The 26,278-nt window shown below is 60.6% G+C and carries 24 protein-coding genes; 18 read left to right on the top strand and 6 right to left on the bottom strand.

The genetic code is table 11. The annotated features are described in order from the left end of the window. Positions 1-142: 142 nt before the first annotated feature. Positions 143-1,342 (bottom strand): tyrosine--tRNA ligase, encoded by a 1,200-nt coding sequence (gene tyrS / locus FHJ80_RS14340; protein WP_139527997.1) that lies wholly within the window; start codon positions 1,340-1,342, stop codon positions 143-145. A 116-nt stretch (positions 1,343-1,458) separates the two neighbouring features. Here tyrS and FHJ80_RS14335 point away from each other — a divergent pair, with 116 nt between their 5' ends. After that, positions 1,459-2,601, top strand: coding sequence for an anhydro-N-acetylmuramic acid kinase (locus FHJ80_RS14335; RefSeq protein WP_139528013.1), 1,143 nt, complete (start codon positions 1,459-1,461; stop codon positions 2,599-2,601). A 66-nt stretch (positions 2,602-2,667) separates the two neighbouring features. Here the strand turns inward: FHJ80_RS14335 and FHJ80_RS14330 are convergent, their stop codons facing one another. Further along, positions 2,668-3,711 (bottom strand): type IV pilus twitching motility protein PilT, encoded by a 1,044-nt coding sequence (locus FHJ80_RS14330; protein WP_139527996.1) that lies wholly within the window; start codon positions 3,709-3,711, stop codon positions 2,668-2,670. 33 nt (positions 3,712-3,744) lie between these two features. Here FHJ80_RS14330 and FHJ80_RS14325 point away from each other — a divergent pair, with 33 nt between their 5' ends. The 6 genes from FHJ80_RS14325 to FHJ80_RS14300 all read left to right on the top strand — a co-directional run bounded on the left by FHJ80_RS14325 (position 3,745) and on the right by FHJ80_RS14300 (position 8,362). Continuing rightward, positions 3,745-4,443 (top strand): YggS family pyridoxal phosphate-dependent enzyme, encoded by a 699-nt coding sequence (locus FHJ80_RS14325; protein WP_139527995.1) that lies wholly within the window; start codon positions 3,745-3,747, stop codon positions 4,441-4,443. A 72-nt stretch (positions 4,444-4,515) separates the two neighbouring features. Further along, complete coding sequence (gene proC, locus FHJ80_RS14320; protein WP_139527994.1) at positions 4,516-5,343, top strand: pyrroline-5-carboxylate reductase; 828 nt, start codon at positions 4,516-4,518, stop codon at positions 5,341-5,343. Between the two features lie 60 nt (positions 5,344-5,403). Continuing rightward, positions 5,404-5,997 (top strand): YggT family protein, encoded by a 594-nt coding sequence (locus FHJ80_RS14315; protein ID WP_139527993.1) that lies wholly within the window; start codon positions 5,404-5,406, stop codon positions 5,995-5,997. A 74-nt stretch (positions 5,998-6,071) separates the two neighbouring features. Next, on the top strand, positions 6,072-7,268 hold the full coding sequence (locus FHJ80_RS14310; protein WP_139527992.1) for a homoserine O-acetyltransferase: 1,197 nt from the start codon (positions 6,072-6,074) through the stop codon (positions 7,266-7,268). Beyond that, positions 7,268-7,864: a methionine biosynthesis protein MetW gene (gene metW / locus FHJ80_RS14305; protein ID WP_139527991.1), complete on the top strand. Its 597-nt coding sequence runs from the start codon at positions 7,268-7,270 to the stop codon at positions 7,862-7,864. The genes FHJ80_RS14310 and metW overlap by 1 nt, the downstream gene beginning before the upstream one ends. 36 nt (positions 7,865-7,900) lie before the next feature. Further along, positions 7,901-8,362 carry a DUF4426 domain-containing protein gene (locus tag FHJ80_RS14300; RefSeq protein WP_139527990.1) on the top strand — a complete coding sequence of 154 codons (462 nt, stop codon included), beginning with the start codon at positions 7,901-7,903 and terminating at the stop codon, positions 8,360-8,362. On the opposite strand, the gene sfsA is transcribed toward FHJ80_RS14300, so the two are convergent. Both sfsA and FHJ80_RS14290 read right to left on the bottom strand, forming a co-directional pair. Then, positions 8,359-9,087, bottom strand: coding sequence for a DNA/RNA nuclease SfsA (gene sfsA / locus FHJ80_RS14295; protein WP_139527989.1), 729 nt, complete (start codon positions 9,085-9,087; stop codon positions 8,359-8,361). The two genes, FHJ80_RS14300 and sfsA, sit on opposite strands and share 4 nt — an antisense overlap. After that, complete coding sequence (locus FHJ80_RS14290; RefSeq protein ID WP_139527988.1) at positions 9,084-10,244, bottom strand: aminotransferase class I/II-fold pyridoxal phosphate-dependent enzyme; 1,161 nt, start codon at positions 10,242-10,244, stop codon at positions 9,084-9,086. The genes sfsA and FHJ80_RS14290 overlap by 4 nt, the downstream gene beginning before the upstream one ends. A gap of 186 nt (positions 10,245-10,430) precedes the next feature. On the opposite strand from FHJ80_RS14290, the gene dksA reads away from it, so the two are divergent. The 11 genes from dksA to FHJ80_RS14240 all read left to right on the top strand — a co-directional run bounded on the left by dksA (position 10,431) and on the right by FHJ80_RS14240 (position 22,744). After that, entirely contained in the window at positions 10,431-10,868 is a 438-nt protein-coding gene (gene dksA, locus FHJ80_RS14285; RefSeq protein ID WP_139527987.1) for an RNA polymerase-binding protein DksA, read from the top strand. 104 nt (positions 10,869-10,972) lie between these two features. Beyond that, positions 10,973-11,872: a tRNA glutamyl-Q(34) synthetase GluQRS gene (gene gluQRS, locus FHJ80_RS14280; RefSeq protein ID WP_139527986.1), complete on the top strand. Its 900-nt coding sequence runs from the start codon at positions 10,973-10,975 to the stop codon at positions 11,870-11,872. A gap of 1 nt (position 11,873) precedes the next feature. After that, a complete protein-coding gene (locus FHJ80_RS17330; RefSeq protein ID WP_167520868.1) occupies positions 11,874-12,050 on the top strand; it encodes a hypothetical protein in 177 nt (58 codons plus the stop codon). Beyond that, entirely contained in the window at positions 12,040-14,985 is a 2,946-nt protein-coding gene (locus FHJ80_RS14275) for an ATP-binding protein (protein ID WP_139527985.1), read from the top strand. The genes FHJ80_RS17330 and FHJ80_RS14275 overlap by 11 nt, the downstream gene beginning before the upstream one ends. Continuing rightward, positions 14,963-16,333, top strand: coding sequence for a sigma-54 dependent transcriptional regulator (locus tag FHJ80_RS14270; RefSeq protein WP_139527984.1), 1,371 nt, complete (start codon positions 14,963-14,965; stop codon positions 16,331-16,333). The genes FHJ80_RS14275 and FHJ80_RS14270 overlap by 23 nt, the downstream gene beginning before the upstream one ends. Positions 16,334-17,198: 865 nt before the next feature. Next, on the top strand, positions 17,199-18,587 hold the full coding sequence (gene pcnB, locus FHJ80_RS14265; RefSeq protein WP_139527983.1) for a polynucleotide adenylyltransferase PcnB: 1,389 nt from the start codon (positions 17,199-17,201) through the stop codon (positions 18,585-18,587). Beyond that, a complete protein-coding gene (gene folK / locus FHJ80_RS14260; RefSeq protein ID WP_139527982.1) occupies positions 18,580-19,107 on the top strand; it encodes a 2-amino-4-hydroxy-6-hydroxymethyldihydropteridine diphosphokinase in 528 nt (175 codons plus the stop codon). The genes pcnB and folK overlap by 8 nt, the downstream gene beginning before the upstream one ends. Positions 19,108-19,263: 156 nt before the next feature. Next, entirely contained in the window at positions 19,264-20,055 is a 792-nt protein-coding gene (gene panB / locus FHJ80_RS14255; RefSeq protein WP_139527981.1) for a 3-methyl-2-oxobutanoate hydroxymethyltransferase, read from the top strand. Between the two features lie 35 nt (positions 20,056-20,090). Next, positions 20,091-20,951: a pantoate--beta-alanine ligase gene (panC, locus tag FHJ80_RS14250; RefSeq protein WP_139527980.1), complete on the top strand. Its 861-nt coding sequence runs from the start codon at positions 20,091-20,093 to the stop codon at positions 20,949-20,951. A 33-nt stretch (positions 20,952-20,984) separates the two neighbouring features. Then, positions 20,985-21,365, top strand: coding sequence for an aspartate 1-decarboxylase (gene panD, locus FHJ80_RS14245; RefSeq protein WP_027337660.1), 381 nt, complete (start codon positions 20,985-20,987; stop codon positions 21,363-21,365). A gap of 200 nt (positions 21,366-21,565) precedes the next feature. After that, a complete protein-coding gene (locus FHJ80_RS14240; protein WP_139527979.1) occupies positions 21,566-22,744 on the top strand; it encodes an acetyl-CoA C-acetyltransferase in 1,179 nt (392 codons plus the stop codon). A 61-nt stretch (positions 22,745-22,805) separates the two neighbouring features. Here the strand turns inward: FHJ80_RS14240 and FHJ80_RS14235 are convergent, their stop codons facing one another. Further along, the gene (locus FHJ80_RS14235; protein WP_139527978.1) at positions 22,806-23,975 is read right to left on the bottom strand and encodes an MFS transporter; all 1,170 of its coding nucleotides are present in this window, start codon (positions 23,973-23,975) and stop codon (positions 22,806-22,808) included. 89 nt (positions 23,976-24,064) lie between these two features. Next, positions 24,065-26,230 carry a polyribonucleotide nucleotidyltransferase gene (gene pnp, locus FHJ80_RS14230; RefSeq protein WP_139527977.1) on the bottom strand — a complete coding sequence of 722 codons (2,166 nt, stop codon included), beginning with the start codon at positions 26,228-26,230 and terminating at the stop codon, positions 24,065-24,067. Positions 26,231-26,278: the final 48 nt, after the last annotated feature.

Here is a 26,278-nt window from a genome sequence, read left to right as displayed (position 1 = left end):
CAGAGCTCTAACTTCCTGACAAACAAGAGGTTTTTCAACCTCATCACCGCTGGTAACGCTGGGCGTCCCCGGCAGCGGATGCGTACTTTACGGATTCGATGCCGGGTTGGCAAGGGCTAATGTGAAAAAATTTTCAAAAAGTTCAAGCAAGCGTCACACGGGCGTAACGTTTCTTACCTGCCTGGATGACGTACACCTTACCGGTGGCCAGCATGGTGTCCTGAGCAACGACCTCGCCATCGACCTTGACGCTGCCATTTTTCAGCATGTCCTTGGCCTGGGCACTGTTCTTTGTCAGGCCGGAGCGATTCAGAACAGCGGCGATGGGCGCTTGCTCGCTGCCTTCGAAGTCTACCTTCACTTCCGGCAGATCTTCCGGCAGCTCACCATCGGCCAGTTGGTTACCCGCCGACTTGTGCGCATTGGCCGCTGCCTCGTCGCCGTGATAGCGGGCGATCAGCTCGCGGGCCAGTTCCATTTTCACATCGCGCGGGTTGGCGCCCTGCTCGACACTTTGCTTTAGCGCGTGGAGCTCTTCGTTCGATTTGAGCGAGAGCAGTTCGAAGTAACGCCACATCAAGCTGTCGGGCATGGAGACCAGTTTATTGAACATGGAGCCCGGTGCTTCATCCACGCCGACGTAGTTGCCAAGCGACTTTGACATTTTCTGCACGCCGTCCAAACCTTCCAGCAGCGGCATGGTAATGACCACCTGGGGCTCTTGCCCGAAGTGCTTCTGAATCTCTCGCCCCATGAGCAGATTGAATTTCTGGTCGGTACCGCCCAACTCCACGTCGGCCTCCAGTGCGACCGAGTCGTACCCCTGTACGAGCGGATAGAGGAATTCATGAATGGCGATGGATTGGTTGGCTTTATAGCGCTTTTCAAAGTCGTCGCGCTCCAGCATCCGGGCGACGGTGCTTTGCGCGGCCAGCTCGATCATCTTGGCGGCACTTAGCTCGCCAAACCATTCGGCGTTGAAGCGCACCTCGGTCTTTTCCGGATCGAGGATCTTGAACACCTGCTCTTTGTAGGTTTCCGCGTTCGCTTTGACATCCGCTTCCGTCAATGGCTTACGAGTGACGTTTTTACCGGTCGGATCGCCAATGCGGCCAGTGAAGTCACCAATCAAAAAGATGACGGTGTGGCCAAGCTCTTGGAACTGGCGCATTTTGGTCAGCAGTACGCTGTGCCCCAGGTGCAGATCAGGTGCCGTCGGATCGAACCCTGCCTTGATACGCAGTTTACGACCGGACGCGAGCTTTTTGCGCAGCTCGTCTTCTACCAGGATTTCATGCGTCCCCCGCGACAGCAGCGCTAACGCCTGATCCACCTCACTCATTGCCTCTCTCCATGTACTATGTGCCGTTAAAGGCGTTTAAATGATCGATAGTGGGCGATGTTATCACGCTCCACCGCCTTGGTTGAGCCTTCCTCCCGTTTTGGACGACACGCATGATGAAAACCTCTACCGCCACATCGACGGCCTACTATATCGGGCTCATGTCAGGCACAAGCTTGGACGGCATCGATGCCGCCTTGGTGTCACTCACTCCCGGCACGCCGCCCATACTCATAGCCACGGCCGCCGTTGCCATGCCCGATAGGCTGCATACGCAGCTCTTGCACCTATGCCACACACCCTCCGCGAGCTTTGCCGAGCTGGCCGCCGCCGAGGATGCTTTTTGCCGCCTCCAGGCCCAGGCCGTCACGGCACTATTAACGAACCAAGGGCTCGCAGCGGCTCAGATTACGGCAATTGGCAGCCACGGTCAGACGATAGAGCACGCGCCCCAAGGCCATCAGGGCGGCCCGGCCTATACGCTGCAGCTGGATAACCCAAGCCTGCTAGCCGAATTGACGGGGTGCACGGTCGTCGCCGACTTTCGCCGACGGGATCTCGCCGCTGGTGGACAAGCAGCGCCTTTAGCACCCGCTTTCCACCAAGCGCTATTTGGGCAGCGGCCAGGCGAAAAGCTCGTGCTCAACCTGGGCGGCTTTGCCAATCTCACCTGGCTCCCCCAGGATCAAGAGCGTGCCGTGGTGGGCTTCGATACTGGGCCGGCGAACGTGCTGCTCGATGCCTGGTTTGCCAAGCATCACACTGGACGGTTCGATGAGAACGGCACGTGGGCGACCAGCGGCCAGGTCGACCAATCGCTGCTCGCCCGCCTGCTTAAAGAACCCTTTTTTCACCAGCCGCCGCCACGCAGTACTGGACGCGAGCTATTTCACTTAGCGTGGTTGAACGACCACCTCACCGGCAACGAAGCTCCAAGCGACGTCCAGGCAACGCTGGCCGAACTGACGGCGGTGAGCGTTGCGCAAGGGGTGGCCCAACTGCCGCTAAGCCAGTCCAGCGCCACGCTGCTGGTGGGTGGCGGCGGTGCTCATAATTCCTATTTGATGGAAAGGTTAGCAGCGCATCTACCCAAGGTGACGCTGCTCTCCCCCGCCACGCTGGGCTGGCCGGAAGATTGGATCGAAGCAGGAGCCTTTGCCTGGCTCGCCCATCAGCGGCTTCACGGGTTACCCGGCAATTTGCCTTCCGTGACTGGCGCTAGCGGCCCAAGGGTGCTCGGCGGCATTTACGCTCCCTAGCGGCGCCTACACATTTATCGGTGCACCGCTGGGTAGCTCACCCATCGCACTACTCTCCCGCTGCGGTTACTCGTCTTTTAACGTCAGCGTGCCTTTTGCGCGTGCCTGGGCGTCGTCCATACTCACCACGCCCTCCTTGACCAACTTGGCGAGCGACGCATTGAGTGTCTGCATCCCCAAGGCGCCGCCAGTCTGAATGGCCGAGTAGATCTGCGCTACTTTATCTTCACGAATGAGGTTACGCACCGCCGACGTGGCAATCAGGATCTCGTGAGCCGCTACACGCCCGCCGCCCTGGCGCTTCAACAGCGTTTGCGAAATGACCGCCTGGAGCGATTCAGACAGCATCGAGCGCACCATGGATTTCTCTTCGCCGGGGAATACATCGATGATCCGGTCGATGGTTTTCGCCGCGGAAGTGGTGTGCAGGGTACCGAATACCAAATGCCCCGTTTCAGCGGCGGTCAGCGCCAAGCGAATCGTTTCGAGATCGCGAAGCTCGCCGACCAAAATCACGTCCGGGTCTTCGCGCAGCGCGCTTCGCAGCGCCCCTGAGAAACTATGGGTGTCGCGGTGAACCTCCCGCTGATTGATCAGGCAGCGCTTGCTGGTGTGCACAAACTCCACCGGGTCTTCGATGGTCAGGATATGCTCGAAGCGGTGGTCGTTGATGTAGTCAATCATCGCCGCCAGGGTCGTGCTTTTGCCCGACCCCGTCGGCCCGGTCACTAGCACCAAGCCCCTGGGCAGCATCGACAGGCGTTGGAACACCTCTCCCATGCCCAAGGCGTCCATGGAAAGCACCTTGTTGGGAATGGTACGAAAGACGGCCCCCGCCCCGCGCGCCTGGTTGAAGGCATTGACCCTAAAGCGCGCCACGCCCGGCACTTCGAAGGAAAAGTCCGCTTCTAGGTGCTCTTCGTAGTCGCGACGCTGCCGATCGTTCATGATGTCGTAGATCAGCCGCCGTACGTCGTCGTTCTCCATGGCGGGCACATTAAGCCGACGAATATCGCCATCAACACGTATCATGGGCGGCAATCCCGCCGAAAGGTGCAGGTCGGACGCATTCTGCTTTGCCGAGAATGCCAGCAGTTCGGTAATATCCATCTCTCTTTCCCAGCTGCGGTAAGGTGCTTGAGTATGACAGACAACGCGCTTCCCGAGTCACTGGCCTCTGCGCGTGAACGCCTGCGACGAGCGCTTGAAGAGGCAGAGCGCTCGCCCACCAGCGCTACTCTTTTAGCGGTGAGCAAGACCAAGCCCGCCGACATGCTGCGCGAAGCGTGGCAGCACGGCCAGCGCGAGTTTGGTGAAAACTACCTGCAGGAGGCACTGGATAAACAGGTGGCGCTCGAGGATCTTGACGGCATCGTGTGGCACTTCATTGGCCCGCTGCAATCGAACAAGACCCGTGCCGTGGCCGAGCAGTTTGCCTGGGTACACAGCGTGGATCGTTTGAAAATTGCCAAACGTTTGAGCGAACAGCGCCCAGCAGCGCTACCGCCGCTGAACGTCTGCCTGCAGGTCAACATTAGCCGCGAGGCCACGAAGTCCGGCGTGCTGCCGGAAGATGCCTTGGCTTTGGCTCGAGACATTGCCGCGCTACCCGGCTTAGCCCTGCGCGGGCTGATGGCGATTCCCGCCCCAGCGGCGACGCTAGAGGCACAGCGCCAGCCGCTGGCAGCGCTGCGCCAGCTATTGGATGAGCTCAAAGCGGCACTGCCCGATGCGCCGCTGGATACGCTATCGATGGGCATGAGTGACGATTTGGAAGCGGCTGTTTTAGAGGGCGCCACGCTGGTACGTTTAGGCACCGCCATTTTTGGCGCCCGGGGCTAACGGCGGCTCGAACCACACACGGCTTACTACACACGCTGCACGACGCAGCCATTTGCGAAAAAGGATACCCCCATGGCGAGCAAGATCACCTTCATTGGCGCGGGCAACATGGCCAGCGCCATTATCGGCGGCCTGATCGAAAGCGGTGTCTCACCCAGCGATATCACCGCCACGGCCCCCAACGACAGCGAACTGGCTCCGCTGAAAGCGCGCCTGGGTATTCATACCCACACCGACAATAGCGCCGCCGTCAGCGGGGCGGACGTGGTCGTTCTGGCGGTCAAACCGCAGATCATGCGCAGCGTTTGCGAAGCGATGCGTGACAGCGTCCAGCAACAGGCGCCGCTGGTGATGTCCATTGCGGCGGGGCTGGATGCCGACACCATCGATCAGTGGCTGGGTGGCGGTAACGCCCTGGTGCGCTGCATGCCCAACACCCCGTCGCTGGTCGGCATCGGCGCCAGCGGCCTCTACGCCAACGCGGCGGTCAGTGACGCCCAGCGCACGCTGGCCACGCAGCTGATGGAAGCCGTTGGGATCGTCGAATGGGTCGACGAAGAGCGCCTGCTGGACGCCGTGACCGCCGTGTCCGGCAGCGCACCGGCCTATTTCTTTTTGATGTTCGAAGCCATGGAAGAGGCCGCCGTGAAGCTCGGTCTGCCTGCCGATACCGCTCGCCGCTTGGCCATTCAAACCGCCTTGGGCGCCTCCACCATGGCCCAGCGCAGTGACAAAGACCCGGCCACGCTGAAACAGAACGTCATGTCACCGGGCGGCACCACCGAGCGTGCCATTCATCATATGGAAGAGGCGAACCTGCGCACGATCATCGCCGACGCTATGAACGCCTGCGCCGAGCGCGCCGACGCCATGTCCAAAGAGCTAAGCGGTAACGCCTGAGTCGCACGCCGCCAATAGGCCGTGAACGATGCCAAACGCTATTTTCGAGGAGAAGCCGCAATGGGAAGTCAATTAGGCAGCGCCGGGTTAATGCTGGTGAACTCGCTGATCAATATTTATCTGTTTCTGTTGATGCTGCGTTTTTTGCTGCAAGCATCGCGGGCGGATTACTACAACCCGCTCAGCCAGTCGGTGGTCAAAATCACTCAGCCTGTCGTCGGGCTATTCCAAAGCTTTTTAGGGCCAGTCGCCGGTCGCTTTGACCTTGCCACTCTGGCGGCCGGTTTCGTGCTGAAAGTCGTCAGCATGGTCGCCATCTTCATGGTGATTGGCGTGGGCATGCCGCCCATTGCAGGGCTACTGATTGCTGGAGTGGCCGCGCTGGCCAACGCCATTTTGAAGATCTATTTCTTTGCCATGATCGTGATGATCATCCTGAGCTGGGTCGCCCCGAACGCGAGCCACCCCGGCGCGCTGCTGGTGATGCAACTGGTCGAGCCGATCATGGCACCGGTGAGGAAGGTGATCCCGCCGCTGGGCATGATCGATCTCTCGCCGATCGTGGTCTTCATCGCCATCAACCTGGTGGACGGCATCGTCGTGGGTTCGCTGATTCGCGCAGCAGGCATCTCGGGTGCCCTCGTAGGGCTATAACGGCCCTATCGACTCGACTAACGCCCCGAGCTCACTTTTGGCAGTGACCTATTTTTGCAGGACTAGTGCTTTCGATGCCTGATTCAGACACTCTTGCTTATGACGACCGGCCAGCGGACTCCGTTGGCCTCGTAACGCCCCAGGTGGTGAAATTCGATACGCCGCTGCCGCTTGCCTGCGGCAAGACGCTATCGGAGTACGAACTGATCTATGAGACCTACGGCACGCTGAACGCCGAACGCTCGAATGCGGTGCTGATTTGCCACGCGCTATCGGGGCACCACCACGCGGCAGGCTACCACACCGCCGAAGACCGCAAACCCGGCTGGTGGGATGCCCATATCGGTCCAGGCAAATCCATCGATACCAACCGCTTTTTCGTGGTGTCGCTGAACAACCTGGGCGGCTGCCACGGCAGTACCGGCCCGGTAAGCCATAACCCGGATACCGGCCGTCAGTGGGGACCCGACTTCCCCGTAGTGACGGTGAGTGACTGGGTCACTAGCCAAGCACGACTCGCCGACCACTTGGGCATCGAGCGCTGGGCCGCGGCCGTGGGGGGCAGTTTGGGCGGTATGCAGGTGCTGCAGTGGACGATCACTTACCCCGAACGCGTTGCCAATGCCGTCGTCATCGCCGCCACACCCCGCCTGTCGGCGCAAAACATCGCCTTCAACGAGGTCGCCCGGCAGGCGATTCGCTCGGATCCCGAGTTCTTCGACGGCTGGTACGCCGAGCACGACACCGTGCCCAAGCGAGGACTGAAACTGGCCCGCATGGTAGGTCATATCACCTATCTTTCCGAAGACGCCATGGGCAGCAAGTTTGGCCGTGACCTGCGCAGCGACGACTTGAACTTTGGCTTCGACGTCGAGTTTCAGGTGGAGTCGTACTTGCGCTACCAGGGCGACACTTTCTCGACCGCCTTCGATGCCAACACCTACCTGCTGATGACCAAAGCGCTGGACTACTTCGACCCGGCGGCCAGCTGCGACGGCGATCTCGCCTGCGCCCTGGCTCCGGCGCAGTGTCCTTTTTTGATCGTCAGCTTTACCACCGATTGGCGCTTCCCGCCGTCGCGCTCTCGAGAGCTAGTGGACGCCCTTACCCGCGCGGGTAAATCAGTCAGCTACGCCAATATCGAGTCGCCCCACGGGCACGATGCCTTTTTACTGCCCGAGCCGCGCTATCAAGCGCTGTTCAGTGCCTTCATGGGCCGCGTCGCTCGAGAGCAGCACCTCGATGCCGCCGACGCGGAGGAAACACGCTAATGCGCACAGATCTCGAACTGATTTACGACTGGGTTCCCCAAGACGCACACGTCCTTGACCTCGCCTGCGGCGACGGCGTCCTGCTAGAGCGGTTGGCTAAAGAGAAAGGCGTGACGGGTTACGGGTTGGAGATCGACCCGGACGGCATTACCCAGTGCGTGGCGCGCGGCGTCAACGTCATCGAGCACAACCTGGACGACGGCCTGGGTAGCTTCTGCGACAATAGCTACGATCAGGTGATCATGACCCAGGCGCTGCAGGCGCTGCGCCGCCCGGATAAGATGCTCGATGAAATGCTGCGGGTCGCCGAGGAGGGGATCATCACCTTCCCCAACTTCGCCTACTGGCGTCACCGCATTCACCTGGGGCTGCGCGGCTATATGCCGGTATCGAAATCGCTGCCCCACGCGTGGTACGACACCCCCAACATTCACCTCTCGACGTTCAACGACTTCGAGCACCTATGTAAAGAGAAAGGGTTGGTGATCGTCGACCGTGCCGTAGGAGTGGGCGACCACAAGGGGCACTGGACCTCGAAGTGGTGGCCTAACCTGTTTGGTGAAATCGCCATTTTCCGGGTGCGCCGACGCGCCTAAGACGGCCTTTACCTCACCCATGAGAGGAGACACGCTATGGCTATCGCGACACTGCGACGCTTTCCACTGTTGATGGTGCTACTTGGCACGCTGCTCAGCGCCACCCAGGCAGCGGCAGAGCAAATGGTGCAAGTGGGCGACTACGAGATCCATTACAACGCCATCGAAACGCGCTTTCTTACTCCGGAAGTGGCGCAGGCGAACAGCATCCAGCGCAGTATCGGGCACGGCCTGGTCAACGTCAGCGTGCGCGAGCGCCAGCCGGATGGCACCACGCGACCGGTGAATGCCAGCGTGGGCGGCTATGTGAGCGACTTGACCGACACCCGCGAACCGCTCAGTTTTCGCACCGTGCACGATGGCGATGCCACCTACCACCTTGCCACGTTTACACTGCGCCACGACGAGCCAATGCGCTTCCATCTCGACGTGCGCTACGACCGCAATGAAAATTCCGAGCCGGTGAGCTTCATTCAGCGTTTCTATATCGAGCGCTAAACCCGTACCGGTAGTGCCCGCGTCAGGCGGGCCGCTATCGGTACGCTTTGCTGCCACGTCATCGTCACGCCATACGCCAGTACTTCGACCCCCGCTTGCACCGCATCACTGAGCGCCGCCGCGTAGGTGGCGTCGATATGCGCCGCCGGTGCCACGTCCGCAATCCCCTCGTGCGCCACGCAGAATAGCAGCACCGCCCGCTCGCCCTGCTGGGCAAGCGCCGCCAGCGTGGCTAAATGTTTGGTGCCCCGTGCGCTCACGGAGTCGGGAAAGTAGCCGTGCCCATCCGCCTCTTTCAGCGTGACCTGTTTGACCTCCACGTAGGCGGCGCCCTTCTCAGGGTCATCCAAACGAAAATCGAGCCGCGCTTCGCCGACCTTCACTTCACGCTTTAACGTTCGATAGTCCGCCAGCGGCGGGATATCCCCCGCCGTGATGGCACTTTCAACCCAGCGGTTTGCGCGCCCCGTATGCACCGATGCCAGCGCCGTCCCCCCCTCAGGCTGAGGCAGTGCAATCCACTCCCAGGTCCAGGCCAGCTTGCGTTTGGGGTTGTCGCTAGGCGAGAGCCATACCCGGCAGCCGGGTACGTTGACCGCCTTCATCGAGCCCGTATTCGGGCAGTGGGCCACCACGTCCTCCCCGCTGTCCAGGCGTACATCGGCCAGAAAGCGCTTGTAGCGCCGCAGCAGCGTGCCGGACACCAGTGAGGGATAGGTCATCATAAGCGGCTCACGAAGCGCGCAATGCGCACTACGGCCTCCTGCAGCCGTGCCACGTCGTTAGTGAAGGCGATGCGCACATGATGCTCGCCGCCCTGTACGGCAAAATCGATCCCCGGGGTGATGGCGACATTCTCCTCCACGAGCAGGCGCTCGCAGAAGGCTTGGCTGTCACGGCTGTAGCGGGAGATATCCAGCCAGAGATAGAACGCCCCCTGAGGCGGCAAATCCGGCGCTAACCCTAGCTCGGCCAAGCCATCCAGTAGTACTTGGCGACGCTGTTTGAGAGTAGCGCGACGGGTTTCCAGAATATCCCGGCACTCGGGAGTAAACGCCGCCAGCGCCGCGTGCTGGGAGGGCGTCGGTGCGGCGAGAAAGACGTTTTGCGCCAGCCGGGTCAGCGGCTCGACGGCATGCTCTGGCGCCACCAGCCAACCCAAGCGCCAGCCGGTCATGCCGAAGTACTTGGAGAAGCTGTTCACCACAAAAGCGTCATCTGACAATGACGTGGCCGACAGCGGCGCGTCATCGTAATTCAGCCCCTGGTAGATCTCGTCGACGATGACGTCGCCACCCTTGGCAGCCACGGTGTCGATCACCTTGGCGAGCGCCGGGGCATCCAGCGTATGCCCGGTCGGGTTGGAGGGGCTTGCCAGCATGGCTATACGCGTCTTGGCCTGCCAGTGCTGCTCGATCAGCGGTGCGGTGAGCTGCCAGCCGCTATCACGCCCTACCGACACGGCGTCGACCTCGGCCCCTGCCAGCGCCATGAAGTGGCGGTTACACGGATAGTTTGGGTCAGCCATTAGCACTCGATCACCATTTTCGACAAGCAGCTGGCTGGCCAGCAGCAGTGCGCCAGACGCACCGGGGGTGACCAGAATACGGGCGGGGTCAACCGTGGCGTTGAAGTGCTCGGCGTAGTGCCCGGCAATGGCCTCGCGCAGCGACGCTAAACCGGCGGCGGGGGTGTAGCGTGTTCTGCCGCTGGCCAGCGCCTGCTGCCCGGCGGCGACGATAGGGGCGGGCGTTGCGAAATCAGGTTCGCCCACTTCCAGGTGAATCACGTCATGGCCTGCCGCTTCACGCGCCTGAGCCATTTCCAATAAGTGCATTACGCGAAAAGGCGCAACGTGATCGACACGCGAATTCCAGGCCATAACGGCTCCTTCACCTAGCAGTAGTTAAACCATGACGCAGGTCGCACAAGATGTGGGACCATGGTCGAAAGCGCACTATTATGCTTGCATCGCGCGCAATTTTCAGCTAAACAAGCATCCCTTTGGCGTGAGATCGTGGCACACGCTCATGGTCGATCAGCAGTCACATACGTAAGGGGCACTCCCATGCCAGTAGCGGAAAAGAAACCGGAAGCGTCCAAGTCCTTCACACCGTATGAGCCGGCACCGGGTGAAGAGTATATGAACGAGAAGCAGCTCGCGCACTTCCGCCAGCTGCTTCTGGACTGGAAACAGGACCTCATGGAAGAGGTGGATCGTACCGTACGCCACCTGCAGGAAGATGCTAACAACTATGCCGACCCCGCTGACCGCGCCACACAGGAAGAGGGCTTTAGCCTGGAACTGCGTACCCGGGACCGCGAGCGCAAGCTGCTGAAGAAAATCAACGAAACCATCGAAAAGATCGATGATGACGACTACGGTTTTTGCGAAGCCTGCGGCGTGGAAATCGGTATTCGCCGCCTGGAAGCACGGCCCACGGCCACACTGTGCGTCGACTGCAAAACCTTGGCCGAGCTAAAAGAGAAACAGCTGGGCGGTTGAGCATCCTGCTAAGATGGTCGACAGCGGGCACCCTTGAGGTGCCCGTTTTTGTTTGTCATCTTGTTCTCTACTTACTGCTTTACCGTTTTCACGCACGGATTGCCATGACCGCCACCGCTCACTACCGAGGACGCTTCGCCCCTACCCCCTCCGGGCCCCTGCATCTTGGCTCGCTGGTGGCCGCGCTCGGCAGCTATTTGGATGCCCGCGCTGCGGGGGGCCAGTGGCTGGTACGTATCGAAGACATCGACCCGCCGCGCTGCCCCGAGGGCACGGACAGCACCATTTTGCGCCAGCTGGAGGCTTTTGGCCTGACATGGGATGAGGACGTCATGTGGCAACGCCAGCGTCATGACGCCTATCAACACGCGCTTGAGCAGCTCATCGATCGGGGGCTGGCGTACCCCTGCAGCTGCTCACGCAAGCAGTGGCAGGCCTTCGACATCTACCCAGGCTGGTGCCGAGGCGGCGTGTGCGATGCCAGCCAGCCAGTCGCCTGGCGGTTGCGAAGCGACCTCGCCCAACGTCCCGTCGGTTGGAACGACCGACTGTTCGGCGAGCAGCACTTCGACCCCGCCGACCTGGGCGATGTCGTGTTGAAGCGCAAAGATCAATTATGGGCCTATCAGCTCGCGGTGGTCGTGGACGACGCCCATCAGGGCATCACCGACATCGTACGGGGAGTCGACTTGCTGGATAACACGCCTTGGCAGCAGCAGTTACAAGCAGCGCTACAGGTGCCTACGCCGCGCTATCTGCATCTGCCGCTAGTGGTCACGGAGGGCGGCCAAAAGCTCTCCAAGCAAAACCTCGCCCCTGCTCTGGCCGAGGAGAGTCGCGGGATTCGTCGCCAGCTGTTTCAAGCGCTGCAGCTGCTCGATCAGGCGCCACCGCCAGCGCTCGTCGAGGAGCCCCCCGAGGTCCAGTTACGATGGGCCATCGAGCACTGGTCAGTGGCACATTTGGCACCGCAGCCCCACCGCTCTGCCCCACCGGAGCCGTAAGATGTACGTCTACCGCATCATGCTATTTCTCGTCTTTGGCGGGTATCTGCTTTCCCCGCTGTTCATGGATGGCTGGGCTGACCCGAGCGTTGCCTGGTACCGCCCGTTTGCCATCTGGGGCGTGTTGATAGCTCTGACGCTCTGGCTCGAGCAGAAAAGGAAACTGGATGAACGCTGAGTTAATAAGCGTCGTATTACTGGGGCTTGGCTATCTCGGGCTGCTGTTTGGCTGCGGTTTGGCCGTCGAGCGGGGCTGGGTACCGGTGCGCATTACTCGCCACCCGATGGTGTACACCTTGGCGCTTGGCGTATACGCCAGTGCCTGGGCCATCTACGGCAGCATCGAATTAGCCGCGAATGCTGGATTCGGCTACCTCGCTTACTACCTGGGGCCAGCGGGGGCCTTTTTGCTTGCCCCCGTGCTGCTGGTACCGATTCAGCGCATCACCCGCACCTACCAGCTCTCCTCGCTGGCAGATCTGTTCGCCTTTCGCTACCGCTCCCGCTGGGCAGGCACGCTGGTGACGCTATTGAGTCTGCTTGCCGTACTGCCGCTGCTGGGCATACAGGTGCAAACCTTGAGCGATGCCGTGCAGCTGCTCACCGGCAGCCGCTATAGCGCCGCCGTCGCGCTGCTGTTTTGTGGGGTCATTGCAGGCTGCGCCGTGCTGTTTGGCGCGCGCCATCACCATCGGCACCGCCACGACACGCTGCTCAGCGTGATCGCCTTCGAATCGGTGGTCAAACTGCTGGCCATGCTCGGGCTCGGTGCCATTGCACTCTGGTGGGTGTTTGATGGACCACAGGATTTACAGCGCTGGCTGGAAGGCCCCGGTGCGGCGCTGCAAGCGGCTACGCCTCAGCTCGAAGCCCCCCAGTGGCGCACGCTTCTACTGCTGTTTTTCGCGGCGGCCTTCATGATGCCGCACCTGTTTCAAATCACCTTTGCCGAAAGCCTCTCTCGCCACACCTTGCTGCAGGCGAGCTGGACCTTGCCGCTCTTTTTGCTACTGATGGCGCTACCGGTGCCGCTCATTTTATGGGCCGCGCAGTCGGCCAACGAGAGCGTGCCGCTTGCCGCCTATGCGGCGTACCTAATGACCGAGCATTGGTGGGTCGGCGCGCTGGCGTTCATAGGGGGCCTGGCGGCCGCCAGCGGCACGATGATGATGATTGCGCTCGCGCTCTCTGGCATGGTGTTGAATCACATCGTACTGGTCGCCCGTCCGCCAGAGGCGCGTAGTGACCTCTACGGCTGGCTGCTGTGGCTACGCAGGGCCCTGGTCGGGGCCGTCATTGTCGGTGGCTGGCTGTTTGCCGAAAGCGTCGGGCGCTATCACTCGCTCACGAACCTAGGGTTGGCCGCGTTCGTGGGCATGGCGCAGTGTTTACCGGGCCTGCTGGCGCTGCTCTATTGGCCCGGTGCCAACCGCAAAGGCATGATTGCCGGTCTCATGGGCGGTATCGGCGTCTGGCTGTGGGGGCTGTGGCTGCCGCTACTGTTCGATATCGCCCTCCCCGCGCTGCCGTTCAGCTTGTTGATGCCCGCCGATGCCCCCCCCTGGTACAACGCCACGCTGATCTCGCTGGCGGTGAATATCGTGCTGCTGATCGTGGTATCGCTATTTACGCGCATTTCGGAGGGCGAGCGCTCGGCGGCGGAAGCCTGCTCGGTGGATGCGGTCATCCGCTCCAAACGCCTGCCGCTGGAAGCCGCCACCGCGGGAGATTTCCCCGCCCACCTGGCCCAAGCGCTGGGCGACGAAGCCGCGAGCCGAGAAGTGGACCGCGCGTTGAAAGCGCTCAACCTGACCCCGCAAGAGCGACGCCCCTATGCCCTGCGCCGTTTACGCGACCGCATTCAGGCCAACCTGTCGGGCCTGATGGGCCCCTCGGTGGCGCGGGACATCGTCGACCGCTATCTGCCCTACCGCCACGATGACGCCCCTGTGACCGACGACATCCATTTCGTCGAAAGCCGCTTGGAAGCCTACCGTTCGCGACTGACCGGGCTTGCCCGCGAACTGGATGGCCTTCGCCGCCACCACCGCCAGACCCTGGCCTACCTGCCGGTGGGGCTGTGCGTGCTGGGCGACGACGACGAGCTTCTGATGTGGAACCAAGCGCTCTCGCAGCTCTCGGGTATCAGCGGCGATAGCGTCATCGGCTCTCGGCGAGACAGCCTGCCGCCGCCCTGGCCCACGCTGCTGGGCAGCGTGCTGACTGCCAGCCAAACGCCGCTGTACAAACAGGCGGTCACGCTGCACGGTAAGGACTACTTTTTGACGCTGCACAAAGCGGTGCTCAGCGGCCACGACAGTCGCGGCGGCAGCGTCATTCTGGTGGAGGATCACACCGAGATGAAGTGGCTGGAGGAGGAGCTGGTGCACGCCGCGCGACTCGCCTCCATTGGCCAGCTTGCCGCCGGGGTCGCCCACGAGATTGGCAACCCGATCACCGGCATTTCATCGCTGGCGCAAAATCTGCGCTACGACACCGACGACCCGGCGCTTTTGGAAACCGCCGACCAGATCCAGCAGCTCACTCAGCGGGTGACTAAAATCGTCAATTCCCTCGTCGGTTTTGCCCATGGCGGACGACCGGAGCGACCGCTTCCCGCCGCCCGGGTGTCGCTCACCGCGGTCAGCGACGACGCCCTGCACTTGATCCATTTAGCCCGCTCAGGGGAGGATGTCACCTTTACCAACCGCTGCCCAAATGACATTGTGGTGCGCGGCGATGCTCAGCGCCTTACGCAAGTCATGGTAAATTTACTGAGCAATGCCAAAGATGCTTGCTCTCCCAAGGGAACGGTGCACATAGAGGCAGGCACCCAGGCCAGCCACGCCTGGTGGCGAGTCGTCGATGATGGCCATGGAATTGATCCCAGCGTCAAACACCGCCTGTTCGAACCGTTCACCACCACTAAACCGGCGGGTGAAGGTACTGGACTTGGGCTATCGTTGGCGTATCAAATCATCAATGAGCACCACGGCAAAATAGAGGTGGCGTCGCCCCCTCCCGGAAAGCCTCGCGGCACGGCCATCACGCTTTGGCTACCGCTTTACCAACAGGATGATCACTTGCCCCATGCCCAGGATACTGATTGTTGAAGATGAAGCGATTATTCGCAGCGCGCTAAAGCGCCTACTGGAGCGCCATGACTATCACGTCAGCGAAGCGGCCAGCGCCGAAGAGGCCAGCGCTCAGCCGCTCAGCGACTTTGATCTCATCATCAGCGACCTGCGCCTGCCTGGAGAGCCGGGTACAACGCTCATCGAACTCGCCGCCCCCGCTCCCGTTTTGATCATGACGAGCTACGCCAGCATGCGTTCGGCGGTCGATGCCCTCAAGCAGGGCGCGGTCGACTATGTCGCCAAGCCCTTCGACCACACTGAGCTTCTGGAAACCGTCGAGCGAATTTTGCACAAGCAGTCGATGCAGCAGGGTACGCCGCCAGATGTCACCGATGAGGGCGGAGGCCGCCAAACCATGATCGGTGACTGCACTGCCATGCAAGAGGTGTATACGCGTATTCGTAAAACCGCCCCTGCAGACGTCACCGTGCTGATTCAAGGCGAGTCTGGCACCGGCAAAGAGCTAGTCGCGCGCGCCATTCACCAACAGAGCAAGCGTGCCAAAGCGCCGCTGATTTGCGTCAACTGCGCGGCGATCCCCGAAACGCTGATCGAATCCGAGTTGTTTGGTCACGAAAAAGGCGCCTTTACTGGTGCCAGCGCTGCACGCACCGGCTTGGTCGAAGCTGCCGACGGCGGTACGCTCTTTCTCGATGAAATTGGCGAGCTGCCCCTGGATGCCCAAGCGAGGCTGCTACGCGTACTGCAAGAGGGCGAGATCCGCAAAATTGGCTCCGTGGAAACCCGCCATGTGGACGTTCGCTTGATTGCCGCTACTCACCGTGATCTGCGCGCGCTTTCCAAAAGCGGCGAGTTCCGGCTTGATTTGTACTATCGATTGAACGTGATGCAGATTGCCCTGCCACCGCTGCGCGAGCGCGAAGACGACGTACTCAAAATCGCCGATATCCTGCTAGAGAAGGCTTGCAAGCGCCACGAACGCCCAGGGCTACGGCTCTCCAGAGCGGCCCGCCAAGACCTACGCGACTATCCCTGGCCCGGTAACGTGCGCGAGCTGGAAAATGCGCTGGAGCGCGGCGTGATTCTTGCCGAAGGCCACCTGATTCACCCTGATGATTTGGGACTTGGTCCAGTTACCCACCGCTCCCAGCCACCTGCCACCAGCCCCTCGCCTAGCGAGGCAGTTGCCCCCGTCGATGAGGAGGACCTATCGTTGGAAGACTATTTTCAGCACTTCGTGTTGGAACATCAGGATCAAATGAGCGAAACCGAACTGGCGCAAAAACTCGGCATTAGCCGCAAGAACTTATGGGAACGACGCCAAAGACTGGGGATTCCTCGGAAAAAAACCGCACGCCGTTAGACGTTTGGCGTAATACCAACGTCCAATAGATTGATTTGATTAAGAAATATCCGGAATTCGTTACCCGAGCACTGTTACCTTCCCACACAACGCTGCGCAAAATTGCCGCCAAAACGGGTAACACTTTCCCTTCCCAATAGTTCCCTGACCCACTCGAAAATCGCCAAACTACTGAAATTCATAACGTATTAAATGGGTGGCACGGCGAGTGCACTATTACTAGGCAAGAAGAACAAACTGGGCAGCGCGGTCAGTCACTAATAACAACAACATGACACCGCCCCGACCTGAGCCAAAACAAAAACAACAAGGCCAGGTAGAGATAACGGCACGAACAAGAACAACAGGCTTGAGTCTCATGACTTGCACGCGCAGCACAGGGTTACCTAGCGGAGCCAAGCAAACGCGCAGCAAACAATAACAATACACAGCAAGTGCCCAAATAAGGACGCGACGTACACAAGGTCTGCACCCGAACAACAACAATAGCAGCATAGGTGTACACCCCCGGAGCCAATAACAACTCGCCGGGAGAGAAAAGTTCGCGGTTGGATTATTGTTTTGAATACGAGGCGGTCGGAATCAGAGTGGTTCTTTACGCCTGCCGACTGCGGTGCGTATTCAGGGCGATGTGCCATCATGAATAAAAACAGCAGCATGGATGCTGATTGTCTGCTTTATAGGGGAGGCTCACGTAGCCTCCCCTTTCCGCGTTTACGGGTGGCATTGACGTCAGGTTCGACGGCTCATTGCAAACCGCTCTTTGCAAGCCCCAGGGGGTCGGATACACTCAACCCTTTACCGTCCTCCATACGGTCACGTTTTTCGAAACCGTTTTCGATACACTGCGAGTCGACATCGCCGCATGTTTAAAGGATTTACCCGTTTATTACACAGTCCGGGAGAGCACTTGAAATCCCTGCTCGATTCCCCTGAGAGCGCCTCAGATGCGCCCAGCCCTCGTATTATTCCGCGCTCCGAGCATCCCGTTTCTCGCCAGCAAATCAGTGAAGCCGCGCTCAAGGTGCTTTATCGTCTCAACGGCGCCGGGTTCGATGCCTATCTCGTGGGTGGCTGCATTCGCGACGCGCTGCTGGGCAAAATGCCGAAAGACTTCGATGTGGCCACCAACGCTACACCCGAGCAGGTGCGCGATCTATTTCGCAACTCACGCCTGATTGGCCGCCGCTTTCGCATCGTGCATGTACGCTTTGGCCGCGAAGTCATCGAGGTAACGACATTCCGCGGCAAACCTCAGGACGAGCACGGCGACCATATCGCTCACCAATCGGACGATGGCTTGCTGCTGCGGGACAACGTATGGGGCAATATCGAAGAGGACGCACTGCGCCGCGACTTCACCGTCAATGCGCTCTACTACAATATTGCCGACTTCACGATCCACGACTTTGCCAACGGAGCGCGAGATATCGAATCGCGCACGCTGCGCCTGATCGGCGACCCCGCCACCCGCTACCGTGAAGATCCGGTACGGATGCTGCGCGCGGTGCGCTTTGCGGCCAAGCTCGACTTCACTATCGAGCCCGCCACCGAAGCGCCCATGTACGATCTTGCGCCTCTGCTGCTGCAAATTCCGCCGGCTCGCCTGTTCGATGAGGTGCTCAAACTCTTCATGTCGGGCCACGGGCTGATCACTTTCCGCCTGTTGAGCCACTACAACCTGTTTGGCATGCTTTTCCCGGAAGCCGAAGAGGCCATGGCCGACGCCGCTTGGGCAGAGGAGCTCATTGAGCAGGCACTCGCCAATACCGACAAGCGTATCGCCGAAGACCGCCCCGTCACGCCCGCGTTTTTGCTGGCAGCGTTTCTATGGGCGCCGGTCGTTCACCGCCAGGCCGAGCTCGAGCGTGAGGGCATGCCTGCCGTGCCCGCCCTGCAAACCGCGGCTCAGCAGGTCGTATCGCGCCAGCTCCAGCACACCTCCATTCCCAAGCGCTTTGGGATTCCCATGCGCGAAATTTGGGAGCTTCAGGCACGGCTGCCAATGCGACGGGGCAAGCGCGCGTTCCAAACCCGAGAGCATCCGCGCTTTCGCGCTGCCTTCGATCTACTGATGCTACGCGAGCAGGCGGGCGAAATTCCCCGCGGCTTGGGTGACTGGTGGGAGTCGTTCCAGAAAGGCGACGATCACGAGCAGCGCCGACTCCTGCAGAAGGTCGGCAGCGATCCGGCCAGCCAAGGCGACCGCCGTCGTAAAAAACGCCGCAAATCGCGGAGGGCCAACAGTGAATAGCGCCTTGCGTTGCTATATCGGCCTCGGCAGCAATTTAGAGACCCCCACCGAGCAGGTGGAGCGGGCGCTCCAGGAATTGGACACCTTGCCACTATCGCGACGAGTGGCCAAGTCATCGCTCTACGCCACGGCGCCCATCGGCCCACAAGATCAGCCGGACTTCATCAATGCCGTCGCCTGCCTAGAGACCCACCTGTCGCCGCTGGCGCTCCTTGACCAGCTACAGGCGCTGGAGCAGCGCCATCGGCGTCGGCGGCTACGCCACTGGGGGCCACGCACGCTAGACCTAGATGTGCTGCTTTACGGAAAACATACCCTGCAGCACCCCCGCTTGACCGTACCTCATGAGCAGATGCACGCCCGCGCTTTCGTACTCGTACCGCTGGCAGAGGTCTCCACGGCGCTTCAGCAGCCCATCACGCTGCACCAGCAACCGCTCGAAACGTGGCTATCGCGCCTCAATACGAGCGATATTCGGCACTTAAGTGCTACCGATGTCACCGCCACTGCTACCATCTGACACAAATCTCGACACCACGCCCCCAATCAGGTAACAATTGCCGGTTACGCCACATCGCGCAGGCAGGGACGCTGCGATAATAATGGCCGAGCAGAGCGCAGGCGCCTCGAGCGCACTCGCCGCATCGGCCCCATCACGTTTGAATGAGAGCACGCCATGAAAACCGTCACCCTGAGCACCCTGCAGGCGTATAAACGCGCCGGTGAAACGTTCAGCTGCCTGACTGCTTACGATGCCTCCTTTGCCCATGCTGCTAGCGCGGCGGGTATCGATGTCCTGCTGGTAGGCGACTCCCTTGGGATGGTGTTACAGGGGCACAGCAGCACCTTGCCCGTGACCATCGATGACATTTGTTACCACACCCGCTGTGCTGCACGCGGCAAAGGCCACAGCCTGCTGATGGTCGACCTACCGTTCATGAGCAATGCCACCACGGAGCGCCTCTTGGAAGATGGCGCAGCGCTGATGCGAGCAGGTGCGGAATTGGTCAAGGTAGAGGGCGAAGCATGGATGGCCGATGGCATTCGCGAACTGACTCGCCGCGGCGTGCCGGTGTGTGCCCACCTGGGTCTGACGCCGCAAACCGTCTATCAACTGGGCGGCTATAAGGTACAAGGCCGCGAAGCGGCGCAAGCCGAGCAAATCATTCACGATGCCAAAGTGCTAGTGGACGCCGGCGCCTCGGTGATTTTGCTGGAGTGCGTGCCCGCTAGTTTGGGCAAAGCGGTGACCGAAGCGCTAGACGTACCGGTCATTGGGATCGGCGCAGGCCCAGACACCGACGGACAGATTCTCGTCATGCACGACGTGCTGGGGGTCACGCACGGCCGTACGCCGCGCTTCGTGAAAAACTTCATGGCGGAGGCCAGCTCCATCCAGGGCGCCTTCGAGCAGTACCATGACGCCGTCAAGCGCCGCGCCTTCCCCGCCCCAGAGCACTGTTTTTAAGTAACCGTTTTTCAGTGAGCGACAGCGACTTCTCTATGCGCACTTTGCGAGATATATCCGAGCTTCGCGCCACGCTGCGTGACGCTCGCCAAAAGGGCCAGCGTATTGCGCTGGTGCCGACCATGGGCAATCTTCACGCGGGCCATCTAGCGCTGGTCGCCACCGCCCGCCAGCACGCCGACGTGGTCGTCGCTAGCCTGTTCGTCAACCCGATGCAGTTCGGCCCCGGCGAAGATCTGGACGCTTATCCACGGACGTTCGACGCCGACCAGCACCACCTCACCGAAGCAGGGTGTGACCTGCTGTTTGCGCCTACGGTGAGCGCCCTTTATCCCAACGGCTTGGAGGCCCAGACCCGCGTTCACGTGCCCGTGGTCGGCGAAGGGCTCTGCGGCGGCTCACGCCCCGGCCACTTTGACGGCGTCTCCACCGTGGTCAGCATGTTGTTCAACCTAGTGCAGCCGGACATTGCCTGCTTTGGTGAAAAGGATTATCAGCAGCTTGCGGTAATTCGTAAGCTGGTGGCTGATCTGCACATGCCCATCGAGATCATCGGCGTGCCGATCGTACGCGCCGATGATGGATTGGCGCTCTCGTCGCGCAACGGCTATCTCAGCGCCCAGGAGCGCGCCACGGCGCCAACGCTCTACAAAACGCTGTGCGAACTGCGCAACGCACTGGCGCAAGGTGAATCCATCGAAAAGGTACTACAACGGGGCAAAGCGGCGCTGTATGATGCCGGCTTTACGCCAGATTACCTCGAACTACGGGATGCCGCCCTCGGCCCTGTCACCGATACCACGCGCCACGCCGTGCTACTGGCCGCTGCCAAGCTTGGCCCTGCGCGTCTCATCGACAATCTCAGCGTGCAGCTACCCAGCGCTGCTCGTCGCTAGCCTGCAAGGCTTGCTCGTTACTCAGGAGTTCCCATGCACACCATCATGCTCAAAGCCAAGCTGCACATGGCCCGCGTTACCCACGCCGTTCTCAATTACGAAGGCTCGTGCGCCATCGACGGCGACCTGCTGGACATGGCCGGTATCCGCGAAAACGAACAGATCCAGATTTACAATGTCGAGAACGGCGAGCGCTTCACTACCTACGCCATTCGTGGCGAAGAGGGCTCGCGCTTGATTTCGATCAACGGCGCCGCGGCCCACCTGGCCGCGCCGGGACATCGCATCATCATCTGCAGCTACGCCCATTACTCAGAGGCCGAGCTCGACAACCACCAGCCCGCGCTGGTGTATCTACAGGAAGGTAACCACGTCAGCCATACCAGTAACGCCATTCCGGTACAGCTAGCGTAAGCCAACTGACGCGCTAAGAACGGGCCGTTGATCGGCCCGTTTTTTATTGGCGCTAAAAGCGTATTGCCGCAATGCACAACCTTCCCCTATGCTGATAGCCAAGCCTGACACGACACAAAGTCACACCACTAACAACAATGGATAGGCGGCACGCCTATCTGCCATAGGCACAATGCGACACTCACTCAAGGAGTCATTGTATGCAAGACGTGGTCATTGTGGCGGCTCGCCGCACCGCTGTAGGTAGTTTCGGGGGGTCACTCGCAGGGATTCCCGCCAGCGATTTGGGTGCGCTGGTCATCAAAGACATTATCGCTTCCACCGGCGTCGCGCCCGAGCAGATCGACGAAGTGCTGCTGGGTCAGGTGCTGACCGCAGGCGTTGGCCAAAACCCGGCGCGCCAAGCAGCCATCAAGGCAGGCCTGCCAGACACCGTACCGGCCATGACGATCAACAAAGTGTGTGGCTCTGGCCTCAAAGCGCTGCACCTGGCGACTCAAGCCATCCGCTGCGGCGATGCCGAGATCGTGCTGGCCGGTGGTCAGGAGAACATGTCCGCCTCTCCCCATATTCTGCCGAACTCGCGCAACGGACAGCGCATGGGCGACTGGAAGGCTATCGACTCCATGGTGCATGATGGCTTGTGGGATGCGTTCAATAACTACCACATGGGCATCACGGCCGAGAACCTGGCAGAGAAATATGGCATCACGCGAGAAGCCATGGACGAATTTGCCGCCGCTTCCCAGCAAAAAGCTGCCGCCGCCATCAAAGAGGGCAAATTCAAAAGCCAGATTGTCCCGGTCGAGGTGCCGCAGCGTAAAGGCGACCCGGTGGTCTTCGATACCGACGAAAACCCTCGTGAAGTCACGGCAGACAAGCTGGCCGGGATGCGTCCTGCGTTCAAGAAAGAGGGCACCGTGACGGCGGGTAACGCCTCGTCGCTGAACGACGGCGCGGCCGTGGTTATGCTCTGCTCGGCGGAAAAAGCCAAAGAGCTTGGCCTGGAGCCCCTAGCCCGCATTGCCGCCTACTCCAACGCAGGCGTCGACCCGGCCATCATGGGGATCGGACCGGCCCCCGCCACCCGTCGCTGCCTGGAAAAAGCGGGCTGGAGCCTGGATGACCTGGACCTCGTCGAAGCCAACGAAGCCTTCGCTGCTCAAGCGCTGTCGGTCAATAAAGAGCTGGGCTGGGACACGTCGAAGGTGAACGTCAACGGCGGCGCCATCGCGCTAGGTCACCCCATTGGTGCGTCGGGCTGCCGCGTGCTGGTGACACTGCTCCACGAAATGATCGCCCGCGATGCCAAAAAAGGCTTGGCGACGCTATGCATTGGCGGTGGCCAAGGGGTTGCACTGGCCATCGAGCGTCCATAACGCCCGCTGTGCCCCGCTAAAGCGTGCCCCCGCCGTGGCGGGGGCTTTTACCCATCGTGTATTAGCGGCGCTTTTCACCAACGATGCGCGACGGCGTGCGCCATACCAACAGTACGCCCATGAGGAACAGCCCCGAGGCGACCCACATCGCCACCGGCAGGCTGGTGCCATCGACCACTTGCCCCCCGACCATGGCCCCCAGGCCAATCGACATGTTGAAGACGAACGCCATTAACGCCGTGGCGGCTTCCGTATTGGGCGCCGTGCGTAGAATCCATGTCTGAATACTCACTGATACGCTGCCAAATACAGCACCCCACAGCATTAACAGCAGCACGCCACTGGTCGGCTCTACGCCTACCACCGGGAAGATCGCCACGACCACCAGCAGTACGCTAGGAATCGCGAGCACCGCACGGTACGGGTGACGGCCAGCAAACATCCCTGCAACGATATTGCCCAAAATCCCCGACGCACCGTACAGCAGCAGCAGGCTTCCGACATGGCGCTGCGCGACCCCGCTGATCTCTTGCAAAATGGGACTAATGAAGGTGTAGGCCGCAAAGTGACCCACCACAACAAACCCCGTGGTCAACACGGCTACCCGCACGCCACGATTCTTTAGCTGTTGCGCCAGCACCCGAAGCCGCACCGGCTCTCGGGGCGGCAGTGGCGGTAGCCAGCGCCAAAGCGCCAACGCCGTGAGCAAACTCAAGCCCCCCAAGGCACCAAAGGCCACGCGCCAGTTACTGATATCACCCAGCAGCGTGCCCAACGGTACGCCAAGCACCGAGGCCGCCGCCACGCCGCCAAAAATGATGGTCATGGCCCGCGATACCTGATCGCTAGGCACCAGACGTGGCGCAATACTGCCCGCAATGGCCCAAAAACCGCCGATACTGATACCCACCAACACTCGCGCCGCCAACAGTAGGGCAAAGTTGCTGGCCATGGCGGAGAGCACGCTGCCCAGCACCATCACTGCCATCATCAGCGTCAGCATGATACGGCGATCGAGACGCCCTACCGCCACCGGCAGCAGCGGCGCTGAAAACGCCGCCACGACGCCGGGCACCGTCACCATCAACCCTGCCATACCTGGGGTCACGCCCATCGATTCTGCCACCTGAGAGAGCAAACCGATAGGTAGTTGCTCTGCGGTCACCAACAAAAAAATGCCGATCATCACGGCCACCACCGCCCACCAACGCGGCGATTCCTGCTGCTCCATGCTATGTCCTCACATTCCTGACCTATCAAAACGACACCGCCCCCACAGCCAAGGGCTGCGGGGGCGGTAAATCCTACGCTGAGCGCTCGTTAGCTAGCGACGTCCGCCTCGGCAGCTTCAAACGCTGCTTTCTCTTCTTCGGTGATCTCTTTGATCGAGAGCTTCACGCGGTTGCGGTTGTCGATATCCAACACCTTCACGATGACATCGTCGCCTTCGTTCAGGAAGTCGCGCACGTTATTGACGCGCTCCTGGACGATTTGCGAGATGTGCACCAGGCCATCGGTTCCCGGCATGATGTTCACGAACGCACCAAAGTCGGCGATACGTACGACCTTGCCTTTGTACAGCTTGCCGATTTCCGCTTCGGCGGTGATCGCCAGTACGGTATCGATCGCTTTCTTGGCAGCGGCTTTGTCTTCGGCGTAGATGCGAACGGTGCCATCGTCATCAAGATCGATCGATGCACCGGTGTCTTCGCAAATCTTGCGAATGGTGGCGCCGCCCTTGCCGATAACGTCGCGAATCTTGTCCGGATCGATTTTGATCGTCGCCATGGAGGGGGCGTTTTCCGACACCTCGTTACGGCTCTGGCTGATCACGGCGTTCATCTGCGCCAGGATACCGATGCGCGCATCGTGGGCCTGTTGCAGCGCAGTCTCCATGATCTCTTCGTTGATGCCCTCGATCTTGATGTCCATCTGCAGGGCAGTGACGCCCTCTTCAGAACCGGCCACTTTGAAGTCCATGTCACCCAGGTGGTCTTCGTCACCCAGGATATCGGTCAGCACCGCGTAGCCGTCTTCGTCTTTGACGAGGCCCATGGCAATACCCGCCACCGGGGCTTTCAGCGGAACGCCCGCATCCATCAACGCCAGCGAGGAGCCGCACACGGACGCCATGGAGCTAGAGCCATTGGATTCGGTGATTTCCGACACCACACGGATGGTGTAGGGGAACTCTTCTTCAGACGGCAGCATCGCTTGGACACCGCGACGCGCCAAACGGCCGTGGCCGATTTCACGGCGCTTTGGGCCACCCATGAAGCCAGCTTCACCCACCGAGTAGGGAGGGAAGTTGTAGTGCAGCATGAAGCGGTCTTTACGCTCGCCTTCCAGCGACTCGATGAGCTGCGAATCACGCAGCGTGCCGAGTGTTGCGACCGCAATGGCCTGGGTCTCACCACGGGTGAAGATGGCCGAGCCGTGAGTTTTCGGCAGCACGCCGACGTCGATGTTCAGCGGACGCACGGTAACGTTGTCGCGGCCATCGATGCGCGGCTCGCCCTTGACCACGCGGGAGCGCACCACACGCTTCTCAAGCGCTGCGAACGCGCCTTTCACGTCATCCTTGCTGAACTTGCCTTCCGCTTCCTCTTCGCCTTCCGCGGCCGCTAACTGTTCGACGGCCGCGTCTTTCAGCGCTGCGAGTGCATCTTGGCGCTGCATTTTATCGGTGATGCGGTACGCCTCACCCACTTTGGCTTCAAAGGCGTCGGCCATGGCCGTTTTCAAGGCAACGTTTTCTGCCGGCGCCTGCCACTCCCAGCGCGGCTTACCGGCCTCGGCAGTCAATTCTTTAATGGCGTCGATCGCGACCTGCATCTCCTGGTGGCCAAACAGTACGGCACCCAGCATTTCGTCTTCGAGCAGTTCTTGCGCTTCGGACTCCACCATCAGCACGGCGTTTTCGGTACCGGCCACCACCATGTCCAGCTCGGAGGTGGTCAGCTCTTCGACGGTGGGATTCAGGAAGTAGCCTTGCTCTTCGTTGAAGCCAACACGGGCGGCACCAATCGGGCCATTGAACGGAACGCCTGAGATGCTCAGCGCCGCCGAGGTGCCGAGCATGGCCGCGATGTCCGGATCGTGATTACGGTCGGTGGATAGAACGGTACAGATCACCTGCACTTCGTTCATGAAGCCTTTCGGAAACAGCGGGCGAATCGGGCGGTCGATCAAACGCGACGTGAGGGTCTCTTTCTCCGTCGGGCGGCCTTCACGCTTGAAGAAGCCACCGGGGATTTTACCCACGGCGTAGGTTTTCTCTTGGTAGTGTACCGAGAGCGGAAAGAAGGGCTGGCCTGGGTTGACGTCTTTCTTCGCCACCACCGTACACAGGACGACGGTGTCGTCCATGGTGACCATCACGGCACCAGTGGCTTGGCGAGCGATACGCCCAGTTTCGAGGGTGACGGTGCTGCGACCGTATTGGAACGTTTTTTTGACCGGATTCACGGCTACTTCCTTTAACATTAATAGCTACTTGTCTTTTCGCTTGGGTCGTTTGACTCGCCACCATTC

This window comes from Halomonas sp. BL6, from assembly GCF_006228115.1.
GTDB lineage: Bacteria > Pseudomonadota > Gammaproteobacteria > Pseudomonadales > Halomonadaceae > Vreelandella > Vreelandella piezotolerans.
The sequence above is the reverse complement of the archived record's forward strand: the minus strand, read 5'-3'. Positions and strand labels throughout refer to the sequence as shown.